We start from the raw sequence: 16631 nt of genomic DNA, 5'->3' as shown, positions 1-16631 counted from the left end.
TCCTAATCAGAAGTGATTTCTGTCAGTGTGACTACATTTTTCGGCTTGTCGTTAAACACTTTGAACAGCTTTTGTTCGTAAGCTGTCGATTCGATAAATACCTGATAAGCTTTTTGCAAAGCCAAAGAATATTGATTTAGTTTCTCTTCTTGACTCAAATCAGGAGAATTATCATCAATTTCCTGCATGTATTGAGAAAACTTTTTCAGAATATGTAGACGATGTACATTTACAACTTCTAAATCGTAGGACATGTTAAAGAATTGAAAAAATTCTTCTGCATCTACGAGTTTCTTGAATTCATCAATAGTTCCAGTCACGTCGCTTCGCTCCGAATTCAAAATTCAAAAGTCAAAAGTCAAAATTAACAATCCCCATGATTTTAGGGGCTTGTATCTTTTTCCTTTTAGGTCATTTAGCATTTTCCAATTTTTTTAGATGTTGCTTAAGTTCATCTAACTGGCGATAGATTTCATAAGTTGCGGCTGCAACATCCATAAGTTGGTTGTAATCTGTTGGTAGCCCTTCAGCTAAATCATGCAGATCCATTTTCATTTGACCTGCTTTACTGTTGAGGCGTCTGATTTTTGCTTGTAGTTCCTCAATACTCGTTTCTTCTGCTTGCACAATCAGCTACTCCACATTGGATTTTGGATTTTAGATTTTAAATTTTGGATTGGATGATATTGTTTTAATCAAATGGTGATGAAGCTAATGATTAAAACATGAATCCCAAATCCAAAATCTAAAATTTTTAAATTTTGCCAACTTCCGGAAAGCGTTTCGCCAAATCAAGACCTTTTGTGACGTAGTTTTCTCCCTCTTCTGCTAATTTCTCTAGCGAGTCAAAGCCAAAGCGATGAGCATCTCGCAAAGTTTTCACAGCTAGCAAAAGACGGCCAGAAAAAACTAGCGCCCAGCCAAATCCTTCATGGCTCAAATCAACTACAACCTGGGATATCAAACCTGTTTCTTGTTCAATCCCAGCAGCTACAGCTCGAAAAAATGCCATAATCCGAGCTTGAGTGATTGGATCGACTTCGCCCTCAACGGAAATTTCCCGTTTCTTTTGTTTGGTGACAATAAAGGGTTTGAGAATCAACTCATCCGACCAACTACGATAAACTCCATAACTGTCTTGACCACGGATTTGTTTAATTAATACCTTAAGAAAAGGTGAGTTCAAGACTTCAGTTGTAGCAGTTCCGTTAACACTATTATTTGTGGTCATACTGTTGCTTCGTCTTCAATTTCATCAGCAAAGTTTGTGGTTTTTGGCTGTAAAGCTTTACGCAACCAAGGTGGAGGATTACCTTTGAGGGTTTTGACTAGCTTATTTAGCACTTCACTAATTTCTTCTTCTTCCGATCGCGCCTTCACTGGGGTGACACCTTTCTTGATTAACCGAGCGGCGGCACTACCACCAATTGCTGTTACGTAAACAATCGTACAGTCGCCTATTGCTTCAAGTTTTGGGGTGATTTTGTCTTCATTCCCATCTTCTTTGAGTTCGCCTTCAAAGGTGAGGGTTTCTACGAAGTGATATCCCTCATCGGAAATTTCGTAAACATCAATCATTTTTGCCCATCCGAAGTGAGCATTAATATGAACTCGGTCACTCGTCGTGAAGGCTATTTTCATTGTAATTCTCCTCTCTAAAGTTTTGAATTTTGAATTGGTAAGAAGGAATTCAGGAGTCAGGAGTCAGAATTCAGGAGTAATTAGAGTTCGACTGGCAGAATTAAATCTGCATATTTAGTGGTTTTCCCTACGGAAACACCAAAGGCAAACAATCAGTGGCAGGTTTTACTCTTTATGAAAAGCATTCTGAATTCTGACTCCTGAATTCTTGAAGAAGAATTCAAAACTCAGCGCTCACAACTCCGAACTCTTGGAACTGCTTAACTCTCGCTTCTTCTGCCTCTAAAAACAGGTTGCCGATGCCAAATAAAAGCTCCATCGTGCCTCGATAGCCAACTTTGGTAAATTGACCATTACCTAAGCGGTCATAAATGGGCAATCCGAGACGATAAAGAGGAATCGAGAGGCGTTTTGCGATCGCACCCACATTCGAGTTACCAATCAGCAAATCAGAACCGCCTGCTAGACTCTCAAAGTCTTCCAAGTCGCCGATGGTAATGCTTTTAACCGGGAGTTTTTCTAAGAGAGGCGATCGCGTGGTTGTCACCACAGCATGAATTTGCGCTCCCATCGATTGCAGGAAATGCACTGTTGACCACAACAAATCGGGTTCCAGTGCTAGAGAAACTCGTTTTGCACCGAAGTAAAAGTGAGTGTCCAGCATCGCATCTTGCAACTGACGGCGTTGGCGGCGATATTTTTCGGGTACGCTATTACCGCTCAGAATCGCCAATGCTTGGATAAACTCATCTACTGGTTCTAATCCAGTCAGTTCGCCAAACACCTCATAAGGTGTGCCAAAGCGTTCTTCCAGAATCTTTGCAGCCCCCCGCATACTTTCACCCAATGCCAGGGTAAAAGCAGAACTACCTACTTCTCGTAGCTGTTTTAAGGTAGTCCCACTGACTGTAACTGCACTATAACTATCCTCTAAATGTCCATCTAGAGAAGCGCCAAGGTCAGGTACAAAGATTGGCACTAGTCCAAAGGATGTGATTATCTCTTTGATTTCCTGTACATCCCCAGGTGTGAAAGCAGAACCCGCCAAAACTGTGACTTGTTCAGTTCTGAGTCCACCCGCGCGAGGAATTTCCTTAACTATGCTTTCGACAGCAACAGCAAAACCATCTTGCAACGCACCTTTAAAATCTGGGGTAGGTGCAAAAACGATCGCTAAATCATTCAATTCTGGATGGCGATCGCGGATTTCCTTCAGAAAACCTTCAATGTCATCTCCTCTAGTTTCCGTTAACCCAGTGGTACATAAACCAATAATTTCCGGGTTAGCCTTTTCCACCAGAGTCAGAATTGCTTGCTCCACATTCTCTTCACCACCCAAGATTGTAGTGACTTCCGTCATCGCTGTGGTAGCTAAAGGAATCGCTTCCCGGAAATGCCGCACCAGCACAACTTTGGCGAAAGCAGTACAACCTTGAGAACCGTGGAATAAGGGCATTGTCCCTTTCAATCCCAAAAAGGCTAAGGTTGCACCTAAAGCTTGACTTTGCTTGAGGGGATTAACTGTCAGTGCTTTGTTAGAAGCGGTAACGATCGCCATTAAACTTCCTCCTCTTCTTCCCAAGGAGCGGGTTTGCGTATTTGTTCCCAAATCGGGCTATACAGAGCTTCGTACAATTCCCGCGCCATTTCAATCATTCCCACATAACCTGCATAAGGATGGTGGCGTTCTTGGTTGATATCAAGGAAAGGAATTCGAGCTTTCAAAGCTGTGTATTGGTTACGTCCACCAGCAATCAGCATATCTGCGCGAGTGTCTTTAACCAGTTGTAGCAATTCTTGAGCGTTGCCTTTCTCCAGCATGATGCCATCGTTGCCAATCAACTTCTTGATTTTGGCTTTATCTTCTTCAGTACTTTTGCGAGTACTGGTAGCAACAACTTCAATGCCTAAGTCTCTAGCAGCCGAGATAATCGACCAACTCTTGACACCACCTGTATACAACACAACCCGCTTACCTTTGAGTCGAGCGCGATAAGGAGCCAATGCCAAATCTAAAGCAGCCGTTTCTTCTGCAATTAGCTTTTCTGTCCGCTCTTGTAAATCAGCGTCGCCTAATTTAGCAGCGATGTTTCGCAGACAGCGATTCATATCATCAATGCCGTAGAAAGACTCTTCAATGTAAGGGATGTTGTAACGCTCCTCCATCTTTCTCGCCATGTTCAGCAGCGCTCGCGAGCAGATCATGACGTTGAGCTTGGCGCGGTGGGCGTAGCGAATTTCATCGTAGCGAGCATCGCCCGTAATTTTAGACAAAATACGGATGCCTAACTTTTCTAACAGTGGTGTTACTCCCCACATTTCACCGGCGATGTTGTATTCACCGATTAAGTTAATATCATAGGGCGTTGTATGTTCCGGTTCTGCTGTTCCGACAACATATTCTAATAAAGCTTCGCCACCAAAACGATTGCCCAGATTTTTACTGCCAATGAATCCTGGAGCAATCACAGGAACAACAGGAATACCAATTTTCTCAGCCGCCGCTTTGCAGACAGCATCCATATCATCGCCAATTAGGGCTGTAACGCAAGTGGCGTAGACGAATACTGCTGCTGGTTGGTAGCGCTCGTGAAGTTCCAGAATCGCTTTGTAGAGCTTCTTTTCGCCACCGAAGATGACATCATTTTCACCCAAGTCAGTGGTAAAGCCCATTTTGTAGAGTTGCGGGCCAGACGACAGACTACCACGACTGCCCCAGGAATTACCAGCACAGGCGATCGGCCCGTGGACTAAATGAGCAGCATCTGCGATCGGCACTAAAGCAATCATTGCACCATCAAAGGCGCAGCCACCTTGAGCCGCGCCAGGTTGTGCCTGTTGGGCGCATGATTTGTTTTTCTTTTCCGCTTGTTTGTGCTGATTATGTTCGCATCCTGTCTCAGTCAGCAGCTCGTTGATTTTGCCTTGGGTGCTTTTCATCTCTCTTCTCGTACTGAATTGTTAATTGTCCTTTGTCATTTGTCATTTGGATAACTAACAACTAATGACTAATGACCAATGACCAATGACTAACAAATGTATCTTGTGACATCCTCTCCACATACATCGGTCAGGTAAGATAGAGCGCGGAAACGCAATCCTACAAATTCATCATATAAAGGATTGAGTTTACATAGTGGTGGGATATCAATACACTTCCCAAATAATTTAATTTGTCGCTCAAAAGGACAACAACAAGGAATTGTTTGGCAAATTAGATGAGCGATGCGATTATTTTTAACCTGAATTCCATCTACCACACGGCGCAACGGATTAAGAAGATTGTTGAACCATCCTGGTTTTTTCTGGTTAGGTGGATGGTAATTAGGATGAGGATGAGTGTGAGTATGTTCGTGAGTATGATTGATGGTTTCCATTGATAAATCCTTGGGTAAATGCTATCAAGAAAAAGGGGAATTGGGGATTGGGAATTGGGAATTGGGGTTGGGTTTGGATATTTCCCTATTCCCTATTCCCTACTCCCGACTCCCCTTCTTCACCCTTTAATTAACACGTTGTGTTTCTACGCAATTTCTAACGAATCAAGTCGTAGGAAATATCTGTCTTAGAAGGAATGTTGGTGTTGCGATCGATTTCTTCAAACAGGGTGTTTACAGTCCAGTTGAGGAGGTTGATCACACCTTGATAACCAATGGTGGCATAGCGGTGTAAGTGGTGGCGATCCATGATGGGGTAGCCGATTCTCACGAGGGGAATCTTGGTGTCGCGCCACAGGTACTTACCATAGGTGTTACCAACCAGGAAGTCTACTGGTTCGGTGAACAGCAGAGAACGCATGTGCCACAAATCTTTACCTGGCCAAACAGTTGCATGTTGACCGAAGGGGCTAGAAGCAAGCAGTTCTTTCATTTCTGCTTCAAATACTTCGTTGCTGTTGTGAACCAAGATATGCACAGGTTCAGCACCCATTTCCAGCATAAAGCCAACTACGCTGTATACTAAATCTGGTTCGCCGTAGATAGCGAAGCGCTTGCCGTGAATCCATGAATGAGAGTCAGTCATGGCATCAACTGCACGACCGCGTTCAATTTCCAATTCTTCAGGAATGGGAATACCACTCAGTTCGCTGAGTTTCATCAAGAACTCATCAGTACCCTTAATGCCCCAAGGACGGGAAACTGAGGTTGGTTGCTTCCATTCTTTCTCGATGTATTCGCGGGTTTTGGGTGTAGAGTGTGCTTGCAGAGCGATCGTAGCTTTAGCATTGATTGAATCTGCTGCATCTTCTAGCTTTGTTCCACCTGGATACATATCGAACTCACCTGTGTTTGGTGAATCCAAATAATCGCTGTTGTCAGCTAGAATTGTGTAGTCAAAGCCGAACAAGGAAGCAATCCGCTTGATTTCGCGGTTGTTGCCTACGTAGGTGTCAAAACCTGGGATGAAGTTGATTTTACCATTGCTGGTTTCTTTCTTATGACCTGCGGTCAAGTTAGAAAGAATTCCCTTCATCATGTTGTCGTAACCAGTGATGTGGGAACCGACAAAGCTAGGGGTGTGAGCGTAAGGTACTGGGAAATCTTGAGGAACTGAACCAGCTTGCTTAGAGTTGTTGATGAAGGCTTGTAAGTCATCACCAATTACTTCTGCCATACAGGTGGTGCAGACAGCGATCATCTTAGGCTTGTACAGTTGGTAAGAGTTTGCCAAGCCGTCAATCATGTTTTGCAGACCACCAAACACGGCTGCATCTTCAGTCATTGAGGAAGATACACCAGAGAATGGTTCTTTGTAGTGACGGGTTAAGTGGGTGCGGAAGTAAGCAACGCAACCTTGAGAACCTTGAACGAAAGGTAGAGTACCTTCAAAACCAACAGCAGCAAAGATTGCTCCTAGTGGTTGACAACCTTTAGCAGGGTTAACGGTTAAAGCTTCACGAGCGAAGTTCTTTTCACGATAATCCCAACCTTTTGTCCACTCTGCAACCCGTTGTACTTCTTCGGCTTCGTGACCATTTTCAAACTGCTTTTTGTTTTCAAATAGCTGTTGGTACTCAGGTTGGTGGAATAACTCGACGTGATCTTGAATTTTTTCTGGATTCTGAGGCATTTCTTCTGGACTCCAAGCTTACTGAATTCTTTACTAATTGAGGTGTGAGAGACGCGATTATACTCTGCGAGAAGCCGCTCTTCGAGCGTCTACGCGTCTGTACAAGGGAGTGGGAATATGATTCAAAATTCAAAATGCAAAAATCAAAATAAATTTTTAATCTTTCAATTTTGAATTTTGTATTCCCAACTCCCCCCTGGGGTTTTAGCCCCAGGTTATCCTTACTTATCTCACTCTCCCATTTTCCTAAACGGCAGCCTTAGCCTTAGCTTCAGCCTTCTTAGCCTGAGCTTTTTCATTCCAAGGAGCGCCAATTAATCCCCAGGTTGGGCTGTTGAGTGCTAAGTCCATGTCGCGAGCGAAGATGGCAAAGCCGTCATAACCGTGATAAGGACCGGAGTAATCCCAAGAGTGCATTTGACGGAAAGGAAGACCCATCTTTTGGAAGACGTACTTCTCTTTCACACCAGAAGCTACTAGGTCAGGCTTCAGCGCTTTGATAAATTCCTCGAATTCGTAAGCGGTAACGTCGTCATAAACGATAGTGCCGTTTTCGATGTAGTGAGTGGTACGTTTGTAATCGTCATTATGAGCGAACTCATAACCTGTACCAATCATCTTCATGCCCAAGTCTTGGAAAGCTGGGACAACGTGGCGAGGACGTAGACCACCAACCATGATGGCAACAGTCTTACCATCCAAGCGGGGACGGTACTTAGCAACTACCGCATCCATTGTTGGCTGATACTTGGCGATAACCTTCTCAGCGTTTGCTTGGATTGTTTCGTCAAACTTGGAAGCGATTTCCCGTAAAGATTCAGCAATCTTGGTGGGGCCGAAGAAGTTGTATTCCAACCAGGGTATACCGTAAGCTTCTTCCATGTGACGGCTGATGTAGTTCATCGACCGGTAACAGTGGATGAGGTTCATCTTCACATTGGGGGTCATCAACATTTCGTTGATGGTGCCATCACCTGACCACTGAGCGACTACGCGCAAGCCGATTTCTTCTAACAGGATGCGGCTAGCCCAAGCATCTCCACCGATGTTGTAGTCACCAATGATGGCTACATCATAAGGAGTACCTTCAAACTTGAGTGTACCGTCTTTTTTCGCTTGGTCGGATCTGGTGAAAACCCAGTCACGAACCATGTCGTTAGCAATGTGGTGTCCCAAGGATTGGGAAACACCCCGGAAGCCTTCGCAACGCACAGGTACAACTGGCTTGCCAATTTCTTTCGATGTCTTCCGAGCAACTGCTTCGATGTCATCCCCAATTAGACCGATGGGACATTCTGATTGAATGGAAACACCACGGTTGAGTGGGAAAAGTACATCTAGTTCTTGGATTAGCTTGACAAGTTTCTTGTCACCACCAAAAACGATATCTCTTTCTTGGAAGTCAGAGGTGAAGTGCATGGTACCAAAGGTATCAATACCTGTGGTGCCGATGTAGTAGTTACGACGACCAGACCAAGACCAGTAACCGCAACCTACAGGCCCGTGGCTGATGTGGATCATATCCTTAATAGGACCCCAAACCACACCTTTAGAACCGGCGTAAGCACAACCACGAGCAGTCATTACACCAGGAAGGGATTTGATGTTAGACTTAACGCCGCAATCGGACTTACCTTCTTCGTATACACTTAAATGCTTTTCCCGTTTTTTCTTAGCTTTATCGGGGTAAGCGTCTAGAACTTCTTTAATTAGTTCTTTTCTTTCTTCGATGATGTTTTGATTTTCTGGAGGTGTCATATTTAGCCTCTGTGACTCGTAAGGATCGGGGCATAGGGGGACTAGGAGTCCCCTCTAAGATTAGGGGGGAGATTAGAGGGAAAGGTAAAAGGTCAAAGGTCAAATGTGAAATTCTTCCTTTTTCCTTTTTCCTTGTGCTAAAGCGTTATTTCTTAGCAGCGAATTAGCTTACAGGAGCTTCAGCAGCAGTCTTACCAACTAATTTGGCAGCATTTTCGTCGCTTTCGAGAATACCGAATTCAATCAACAATTCTTCTAGTTCTTCCATTTCGATGGGTGTAGGAATAGCTAGGTTCTTGTTGTCAATAATTTTTTGAGCCAAAATCCGATATTCGTTAGCTTGGTTGCTTTCTGGAGCGTACTCGTTAACGGTCATCCGGCGCAATTCTGCGTGTTGAACAATGTTGTCACGAGGTACGTAGTGAATCATTTGGGTGTTCAACCGTTTTGCCAAGGTTTCGATCAATTCGATTTCTCGGTCTGTGTTACGGCTGTTACAAATCAAACCACCCAAACGCACGCCACCGGTGTGAGCATACTTAAGAACACCACGAGCAATGTTGTTAGCAGCATACATCGCCATCATTTCACCTGATGTAACGATGTAGATTTCTTGTGCCTTACCTTCGCGGATTGGCATTGCGAAACCACCACATACAACGTCACCTAATACGTCGTAAGATACGAAGTCTAGGTCTTGGTAAGCGCCATTTTCTTCTAAGAAGTTGATGGCGGTGATAATACCACGACCAGCGCAACCTACACCGGGTTCTGGACCACCAGATTCTACGCAACGAACGTTACGGAAACCGGTCAGCATTACTTCTTCGATTTCGATATCTTCTACTGCACCACGTTCTGCGGCGAGGTGAAGAACGGTTGTTTGAGCCTTGCTGTGTAGCATCAAACGGGTGGAGTCAGCTTTAGGGTCGCAACCGACGATGAGGATGCGTTGACCCATTTCTGCCATAGCTGCCAAGGTGTTTTGGGAGGTGGTAGATTTACCGATACCGCCCTTACCGTAGAAAGCTATCTGTCTTATGTTTTCGTCTGTCATGGTTCCTGTTTCCCTGCAATTGGTTGGTTGGTGGGTCTTTGCGTTTGTCTGTTGCGTTCACCCCTGTTGAGCGACAGTAGTGAGCACGTGTAGAGCATCGTTGGTAGCATTGGCATAAATGCCTGCTGGGGGCGATCGCTCCACAGCCAAAGTTATTGAAAGTAAGTACATCTCTTTGCTCGTTAAATTTTTTTTCTTTTTGTCTTTTGTCTTTTGTCCTTTGTCCTTTGTCATTTGTTTTGACAAAGAACAAAGAAAATCACGCAATTTACAAATACGTCATAATGTGTTTCAGCTTGCAAGATTCAATAGGACTTGATGTTGCTATTTGTCAACAATCAATGCATAAGTCCTATTACTTGTTCAAAATAGCGCCCTTCATATTTGTGACGCGATCTAGTGCAGCTTTGGTGTTTTCTGCTGACACTCCACGCACAGCCATTGCTTCACCGAGATGCTTGGCGATCGCATCGAAGTGTGGTTGCTGTAAATTCAATCCTGCGTGGGTTTTGTCCATTGGACGACCGCCGTATTGCTTTGGCCCTTCAAATATTTGACCTAAGAAAGCAACTAGATGATTGCGTTGCTTTGCCATGTCTGTACCAGCAAAAATGGGACTGAGGAGGCTGTCTGTAGCAATGCGTTTGTGGAGTTCATCTACTACTTGTTCAATAGCTGGTTGTCCACCAATGTTGTCGTACAATGTGCTCATATCCTGTTCCTTTGAAGCGAGTTGGATGATGAAATTTGCAAGTAGGCGCTTAATCTATGAAGCCTATATGCTGTTAGCCGTGATAGCTAATTTAGCTATCGGTTGCTGGTAGGATTGAAGCATTGATGTGGAGACAATTATATGGTTCAAATCCTACTTTCTGTTCCTGGCTGAATGCATATTAGAGCGTATTTGTAGAGTACGTTAAGTCCTACAGCAATTCCTAAACTGCTTCGACTACAAGGCTCTTGCTGACACGATCTTGTAATCTGGCTTCAATCGCAATTTTCAGAGTTGCTGTACTACTAGAACAGGAACCGCAAGCACCTTGCAGTACAACTTTAACGCGATCGCCATCTACATCATATAGTTCTACATCTCCCCCGTCTGCAATGAGTACGGGTCTGACTTCTTCATCAAGAACCTTTTGAATTAGAGCAATCTTTTGCACGTTTGTTAGCGATCGTTGCTTAGATGTAACAATTTCTGTGGCAACTTGTACGCCGTAATTGTTGAGAGCAGGTGAGGCGTATTCCTGTTGAACTGATCTAATAATATCATCGATATTAGCCAGACAGGAACCGCATCCGCCACCAGCTTTTACATAATTTGTTACTTGTTCAGCATCAGTGAGATGATTTTCTAGAATCACGCGGCGAATTTTAGATTCGCTGATGCCAAAGCAACTGCAAATTAACGCGCCTTCATCGTCATCATCGTGGGTAGCTAGAGGTATGCCACGATAATTGTAGATAGCGGCTTCTAGCGCTTCTTGTCCCATCACAGAGCAATGCATCTTTGCTTCTGGCAAACCACCAAGGTAATCTGCAATGTCTTTGTTGGACACTTTCAGAGCTTCATCTAAGGTTAAACCTTTGATCATTTCGGTTAATGCACTAGAAGATGCGATCGCACTAGTACAACCAAAGGTTTGAAAACGAGCATCTAGAATCTTATCAGATTCTACTTCCACTTTCAGGTGCAATCTCAGAGCATCACCGCAAGCAATGCTACCGATTTCTCCCGTTGCAACCTTAACTCCAGGTTCGCTCGTTTCTTCGATTGCTCCCTGATTTTTGGGATCGTAAAACAGTTCTAATACTTTATCGGTGTAGTCCCACATATTATTAAGTTCTGAGTGGTGAGTGCTGTTAGCGGTAGCCGGGCGTTTAGCCCTTGCTGTGTGGGGAGTGGGTACAGACGCGATTAATCGCGTCTGTACAGGAGTAGTGAGTGATGAGTAGTAAATTCCCTACTGCCTATTCCCTAATTAGCGATGCGCCAATGCTTGCTCCTGTTCTTGCAGCCAACCTGCGTCATCATTTTTGAAGGGTGAGAGAGCGCGTAAACGTTCCACAATACTGGGCATTACCTCTATCACTCGATCGATTTCTGCTTCTGTGGTGTAGCGACAAAGACTGAAGCGGATGGAACCGTGCAAAGTTGTATAGGGTAAGCCCATTGCCCGAAGGACGTGGGAAGGTTCCAGTGAACCGGAGGTGCAAGCAGAACCGGATGATGCACAGATACCGTATTTGTTCAAGGATAGTAAGATAGCTTCACCTTCAATATACTTGAAGCCGATATTTGTAGTGTTGGGCAATCTCTGCGTTATGTCACCATTGACTACACAATCGGGAATTGTAGCGAGTAAAGTTTGTTCCAGGCGATCGCGCAGTCTTCTTTCTCTTGCGATCGCTTCTTCTAAGTGTAACAGTTCTAGTTCCGCAGCTTTGCCCAAGGCGATAATTGCTGGAACATTCTCTGTTCCCGCCCTACGTCCGCGTTCTTGGTGTCCCCCAATCATGAAGGGACGGAACCGAACCCCGCGTCGGATATATAAAGCACCAATTCCTTTGGGCCCGTGTAGCTTGTGACCAGACACGGTTAACATATCCACGGTGCTAGTTTTCATATTCAACGGGATTTTTCCCACTGCTTGCACCGCATCTACATGGAAGATAGCACCATATTCTTTGACGCGCAACCCAATTTGTTCAATCGGGAAAATCGTGCCGGTTTCGTTATTAGCATACATAATTGTCACCAAGGCGGTGTTACCCGTCAAGGAAGCTTCTAGTTCATCTAGATCCAGCTGCCCTTGATGATTTACTGATAGATAGGTAACACTATAACCTTGGGTTTCTAATTGTTTGCAGACATTGAGTACTGCTGGATGTTCAACTTGAGTAGTGACGATGTGTCGCTTTTCTGGTTGCGCCAACAGTGCGGCTCGAATCGCCGCGTTATCTCCCTCAGTACCGCAACTTGTGTAGACAATTTCTGACTCATCGGCTCCCAGGATAGCTGCAAGTTGTTCTCTTGCTGTTCTCACTGCTTTACCGACTTGCCCACCAAAGGTATGCATACTGGAGGGGTTGCCGTAATAATCCGTCAGGTAAGGTAGCATTACCTCTATAACTTCTGGGTCTACCTTAGTGGTGGCATTATTATCGAGATAGATGCAGTTATTTTGCATTGTTGTCTTCAATTAAGAATTACGAATTATTTAAGCTTCTGCTGCCATTTTTTGGGGTTGGCGCTTTTGCAACTGTTCCGAGTATTTCTGGGAATAGCAGTTAAACCAACGTTCCCAGTAATCTTGTTTATTTGTTAATTTAGCGACTACGCGGTTGTAATTGGCAAACCAGCCTTCCCAATAATCGCTAGGCTGCTTAACGCAACCGTCACAGGTGGGACAACCAGCTTTACACTGAGGCACGGTATGAATGCTACCAATACAGTTTGTACAAAGTTCAGGGTCAATCCAGTGCTGTCCGTCAACCACTTTTACTGCATTTGTGGGACATACCGTTAGACAGAGATTGCAGGAAATACATTGGCTAGTAAGAATTTTGTAAGCCATGATTATTCTCCTTTTGGGGAATGGGGAGTGGGGAGTGGGAAATGGGGAGTGGGAGAGACGTGATTAATCGCGTCTGTACTGGTGAATGGGGAGTGGTAAGTGGTAAATATTGAAATTCCCTACTCCCTACTCCCTACTCCCTATTCTCTAATTCCCTAATTCCTTAACGTATTGCTCGTAAAACTCCAAAGCAACCTTCTCAATCACGTCGTAAGCTTCAATAGTCTGTATTCCAGCTTCTTGCAATTTTTCTTGAGGACAGTTACCAATCTTGGAGACTAAAACTGCTTTGCAATCTGCGATCGCTTTCATAATATGCTCAAAAGAAGCTTCTTCGCCGTATCCACCTTGGCAGTATTGGTCAATTTTACGATGACCAATAAAGCGAACTTCGTTTCCACCCACTTCGTAAATTTGGAATTCTTTCGCATGACCGAAGTGTTGGTTAACTAATCCGCCGCCTTTGGTTGCTACTGCAACTAGAACTTTCGGACTATTGGCAATTTTCTTACCGGCTAGTGCCTTATCTTTGGCTACTTTAAGTTCTTCTTTAAACTTCTCAATTCCTTCGTGAACAGTAGCGCGTTGTTCCATGTCATATTCGGGAGCCATTTCCAAGAATTTCTCTTTGGAAAATTCCTGGCTGCGGTCTTCTCCTAACAATCCGACTGCATCGGCACGACACTGGCGACAGTGACGCATCATTTTCATGTTACCAGAGCAGTTGTCTTGAACTTCTTTGAGTTCTTTGGGTGTGGGACCGCGTTGACCGGTTAAACCGAAGTGTGTGCCATGTTCTGGTGCAGAAATCAATGGCATGATGTTGTGCAAGAATGCACCTTTCTCACGGATGACTCGATTCACTTCGACTAAGTGATGGTCATTAATTCCGGGAATCATCACGGAGTTAACTTTGCACAAGATATCAGCATCTTTCAGGGCTTGTAATCCTTCCATTTGTCTTTCGTGGAGGATTTTCGCACCTTCAAGACCTCTGTAACGCTTGCGTCTGTAGTGAACCCAAGGATAAATCTTAGCACCGATCTCTGGATCTACCATGTTAATGGTGATCGTCACGTGATCTATATTTAATTGTTTAATGCGATCGATGTAGTCTGGCAGCATTAAACCATTGGTTGATAAGCACAGCTTGATATCTGGTGCTTGCTCTGCAATCAACTCAAATGTCCGGAAAGTCTTTTCTGGGTTCGCCAATGGGTCGCCAGGGCCAGCAATTCCCACAACTGTCATTTGAGGAATCTTACCACCAATGACCAAAGCTTTGTGTGCTGCTTCTTCTGGTGTTAGCAATTCGCTAACTACTCCAGGACGGCTTTCGTTAGCGCAATCATATTTGCGGTTGCAATAGTTGCATTGAATGTTGCAAGCTGGAGCAACGGCAACGTGCATCCGGGCGTAGTGGTGATGAGCGTCTTCGCTGTAGCAGGGATGTTTAGCAATGCGTTCTTGGAGCTTTTCGTCCCTTTCCACTGTGGTGCTGCTGGTGCTGTCGCAGCCGCAACCACCTGATTTTGCTTGGGTTGGCGATTCCGTAGCATTGGAGTTGAGGAGTCGTGTAGACGGTGATGTCATTGAATTTCGCAAAAGGTCGGTGGACTTGGCTGCCACTGTGGGAGATGTTGTTGCTGCTCTCTATGCCCAGAATTGAAGTCGCGTCTTCCACACTGCCTGCAAACCCTTGGGTTGGGGCGACTTGTTTTCAAGTCAGGCAGGCGATAGATATTTGATGTTCGGCTGGTGTGTGTCAACGTTCGGTTCTTGGGTAGAATTTGTGCTTACAGCCGCGACTTCTCTTCACTTCAGGCATGGTGCTATGTCATCCCTCCACTCACCCTTCGCTTTGTTTTGTTTCAGAGCGTTAGGTGATTGGCGATATAAGATTTATATCAGCCGTCTCCCAGCCAGATGTTGCGTCTCTCTAGGATAGAATTTATTGGATTTATTACTTTTGTACTCAAATACTAAAAACCCTAATTCTTCAAGCATTACAAGAATTAAAAAAGTTTTTTTCGGGTAGGGGTTCTAGTATTTTTTGGTTGGGGTTCTAGTGTTTATAGATAGGGGTTCATGATTTCTTTGTACTCAGCCAAAACCCAATCCTAGCAATAACTTTAACTAAATTGAAACTAGGTTTGGGTTATTTAAATGTGTACTCAGATTGCCCTCAACTTCCGTCAAAGCAATAAATGCCAAGGGTTTGAGGGTGAAAAACTGGAGTAGTCTACATCGTTCTACTCCAGAAACGTGCGAAATTCAATTCTGTATCTAACATATCATTTTTTTGAGGGTAAAAATGCAATTCATATTTTTTTAATTTTTGCTTTGACAATGATATTCAATTGTGGTTATAAGTGTTGTCTGGTAAGCCTTATAAGGTGTTGCGAATAGGTGTGTTGCTGCACATGATTTTCAAAAAACTTAACTTTTAACTCCTTTTTTTTCATTCCCACAATGAGGAGATGGGTAGGAAACTCTCAAATTTTGTGTTTGAGAGAAACAACAAACTATAATCTAACATGATTGAGCGATCGCAATGATTTTTCGGAATTGCTCAATATGAACCTTTGCGAAAAACCTAACCCCCTAACCCTCTTCCCGACGCGGGAAGGGGGAAAATTAAAAGTCTCTTTAGTTTTATGAGAGATTTAGAGAGAGGTTTTCCAGATACCGCTGTTTGTTGCTGATACTATTTAGCTACAATCAGACCAAGCGTGAAAAAATCTTAGTTATGATCGCCATCCCCCAACAGCCGTTAAAAATGACCGTTGAGGAATATCTAGAATGGGAACCTCAGCAAGACCCCCGCTACGAATATGCCAATGGCGAAGTATTTGCCATGACAGGCGGTACAATTCTCCATAACGACATTGCACTTAACTTGTACACTGCTTTACGCCCTCATTCATATGCGTTCTGGAGGTTGTCGAGTGAATGTATTAGACGTGAAAGTGCAACTCACTCCTCAGAGCCGCTATTATTATCCTGATGTTATTGTCAGTTGCGACCCTCAAGACCCCAATGCCCGCAAATTTATTCAACATCCCAAGCTAATTATCGAAGTTCTTTCACCAGGTACAAGCGCTAAAGATCGGGGTGAAAAATTTACGTATTATTTGACAATACCCAGTTTGCAAGAGTATATCTTGATTGACTCAGAAAAAATCTCCGTTGAGCGTTTCTGTCGGGGTGAGGGGAGGATGTGGCTTTACTATCCCTACAGGGTTGGAGATATCGTTACTCTATCGAGCATTGAATTTGAGTGCCCGATTGAACTGCTGTATGAAGATATTGTATTTACGACTGAACAATAAAGAGAATGGGTTTTCTTGAAAAGCGGAAAAGTTAAATTTGCATCATTAGAACTAAATTTTACAGAGCGATCGCACCTTAAGGGACTTCCAACTAAAAAAATATCCTATTACTGTGGAGGCAGGGGCTAGTAAGTCAAAAGGTAAAAGTAAAAAGTAAAAAGAAAAGAATTAAGAATTAAATTTCAAGACTTCATC

The 16631-nt window shown here is 44.0% G+C and carries 18 protein-coding genes and 1 pseudogene; 3 read left to right on the top strand and 16 right to left on the bottom strand.

Annotated elements, in window-relative coordinates:
- Positions 1-2 precede the first annotated feature (2 nt).
- From nifW to RM347_RS17690, 7 genes are all read right to left on the bottom strand, one after another.
- Positions 3-320, bottom strand: a complete 318-nt coding sequence (gene nifW, locus RM347_RS17720; protein WP_322720647.1) for a nitrogenase-stabilizing/protective protein NifW — start codon at positions 318-320, stop codon at positions 3-5.
- Between the two features lie 91 nt (positions 321-411).
- Positions 412-627 carry a CCE_0567 family metalloprotein gene (locus tag RM347_RS17715; RefSeq protein WP_322720648.1) on the bottom strand — a complete coding sequence of 72 codons (216 nt, stop codon included), beginning with the start codon at positions 625-627 and terminating at the stop codon, positions 412-414.
- Between the two features lie 127 nt (positions 628-754).
- The gene (locus RM347_RS17710) at positions 755-1231 is read right to left on the bottom strand and encodes a NifX-associated nitrogen fixation protein (RefSeq protein WP_322720649.1); all 477 of its coding nucleotides are present in this window, start codon (positions 1229-1231) and stop codon (positions 755-757) included.
- The gene (gene nifX / locus RM347_RS17705; protein WP_118163727.1) at positions 1228-1641 is read right to left on the bottom strand and encodes a nitrogen fixation protein NifX; all 414 of its coding nucleotides are present in this window, start codon (positions 1639-1641) and stop codon (positions 1228-1230) included. Before nifX ends, RM347_RS17710 begins: the two co-directional genes overlap by 4 nt.
- Positions 1642-1861: 220 nt before the next feature.
- On the bottom strand, positions 1862-3199 hold the full coding sequence (gene nifN, locus RM347_RS17700) for a nitrogenase iron-molybdenum cofactor biosynthesis protein NifN (protein ID WP_322720650.1): 1338 nt from the start codon (positions 3197-3199) through the stop codon (positions 1862-1864).
- Positions 3199-4581: a nitrogenase iron-molybdenum cofactor biosynthesis protein NifE gene (nifE, locus tag RM347_RS17695; RefSeq protein WP_193947865.1), complete on the bottom strand. Its 1383-nt coding sequence runs from the start codon at positions 4579-4581 to the stop codon at positions 3199-3201. Before nifE ends, nifN begins: the two co-directional genes overlap by 1 nt.
- An 89-nt stretch (positions 4582-4670) precedes the next feature.
- Positions 4671-5018 carry a Mo-dependent nitrogenase C-terminal domain-containing protein gene (locus RM347_RS17690; RefSeq protein ID WP_322720651.1) on the bottom strand — a complete coding sequence of 116 codons (348 nt, stop codon included), beginning with the start codon at positions 5016-5018 and terminating at the stop codon, positions 4671-4673.
- On the opposite strand from RM347_RS17690, the gene RM347_RS17685 reads away from it, so the two are divergent.
- Positions 5008-5148, top strand: a complete 141-nt coding sequence (locus RM347_RS17685; protein ID WP_428850574.1) for a hypothetical protein — start codon at positions 5008-5010, stop codon at positions 5146-5148. The genes RM347_RS17690 and RM347_RS17685 overlap by 11 nt on opposite strands.
- Positions 5149-5175: 27 nt before the next feature.
- Here the strand turns inward: RM347_RS17685 and nifK are convergent, their stop codons facing one another.
- The 9 genes from nifK to nifB all read right to left on the bottom strand — a co-directional run bounded on the left by nifK (position 5176) and on the right by nifB (position 14697).
- Positions 5176-6711 (bottom strand): nitrogenase molybdenum-iron protein subunit beta, encoded by a 1536-nt coding sequence (nifK, locus tag RM347_RS17680; protein WP_322720652.1) that lies wholly within the window; start codon positions 6709-6711, stop codon positions 5176-5178.
- A gap of 246 nt (positions 6712-6957) precedes the next feature.
- Positions 6958-8469 carry a nitrogenase molybdenum-iron protein alpha chain gene (gene nifD / locus RM347_RS17675; protein WP_322720653.1) on the bottom strand — a complete coding sequence of 504 codons (1512 nt, stop codon included), beginning with the start codon at positions 8467-8469 and terminating at the stop codon, positions 6958-6960.
- Positions 8470-8632: 163 nt separating this feature from the next.
- Entirely contained in the window at positions 8633-9526 is an 894-nt protein-coding gene (nifH, locus tag RM347_RS17670; RefSeq protein WP_118163822.1) for a nitrogenase iron protein, read from the bottom strand.
- A 57-nt stretch (positions 9527-9583) separates the two neighbouring features.
- On the bottom strand, positions 9584-9760 hold the full coding sequence (locus RM347_RS17665; protein ID WP_322720654.1) for a hypothetical protein: 177 nt from the start codon (positions 9758-9760) through the stop codon (positions 9584-9586).
- Between the two features lie 121 nt (positions 9761-9881).
- Positions 9882-10238, bottom strand: coding sequence for a globin (locus RM347_RS17660; RefSeq protein WP_012407221.1), 357 nt, complete (start codon positions 10236-10238; stop codon positions 9882-9884).
- A 223-nt stretch (positions 10239-10461) separates the two neighbouring features.
- Complete coding sequence (gene nifU, locus RM347_RS17655; protein WP_322720655.1) at positions 10462-11361, bottom strand: Fe-S cluster assembly protein NifU; 900 nt, start codon at positions 11359-11361, stop codon at positions 10462-10464.
- A gap of 147 nt (positions 11362-11508) precedes the next feature.
- Positions 11509-12717, bottom strand: coding sequence for a cysteine desulfurase NifS (gene nifS, locus RM347_RS17650; RefSeq protein WP_322720656.1), 1209 nt, complete (start codon positions 12715-12717; stop codon positions 11509-11511).
- A gap of 30 nt (positions 12718-12747) precedes the next feature.
- Positions 12748-13104, bottom strand: coding sequence for a 4Fe-4S binding protein (locus RM347_RS17645; protein WP_322720657.1), 357 nt, complete (start codon positions 13102-13104; stop codon positions 12748-12750).
- 147 nt (positions 13105-13251) lie between these two features.
- A complete protein-coding gene (gene nifB, locus RM347_RS17640) occupies positions 13252-14697 on the bottom strand; it encodes a nitrogenase cofactor biosynthesis protein NifB (RefSeq protein ID WP_428850573.1) in 1446 nt (481 codons plus the stop codon).
- Here nifB and RM347_RS17635 point away from each other — a divergent pair.
- Together RM347_RS17635 and RM347_RS17630 are read left to right on the top strand one after the other, a co-directional pair.
- Entirely contained in the window at positions 14691-14852 is a 162-nt protein-coding gene (locus tag RM347_RS17635) for a hypothetical protein (RefSeq protein WP_428850572.1), read from the top strand. The genes nifB and RM347_RS17635 overlap by 7 nt on opposite strands.
- Before the next feature lie 1001 nt (positions 14853-15853).
- A pseudogene (locus RM347_RS17630) lies at positions 15854-16436 on the top strand (Uma2 family endonuclease).
- Positions 16437-16631 lie beyond the last annotated feature (195 nt).

The sequence above is a fragment of the Nostoc sp. ChiQUE02 genome, from assembly GCF_034531305.2.
In the GTDB taxonomy this organism is placed as follows: domain Bacteria; phylum Cyanobacteriota; class Cyanobacteriia; order Cyanobacteriales; family Nostocaceae; genus Nostoc.
The sequence above is the reverse complement of the archived record's forward strand: the minus strand, read 5'-3'. Positions and strand labels throughout refer to the sequence as shown.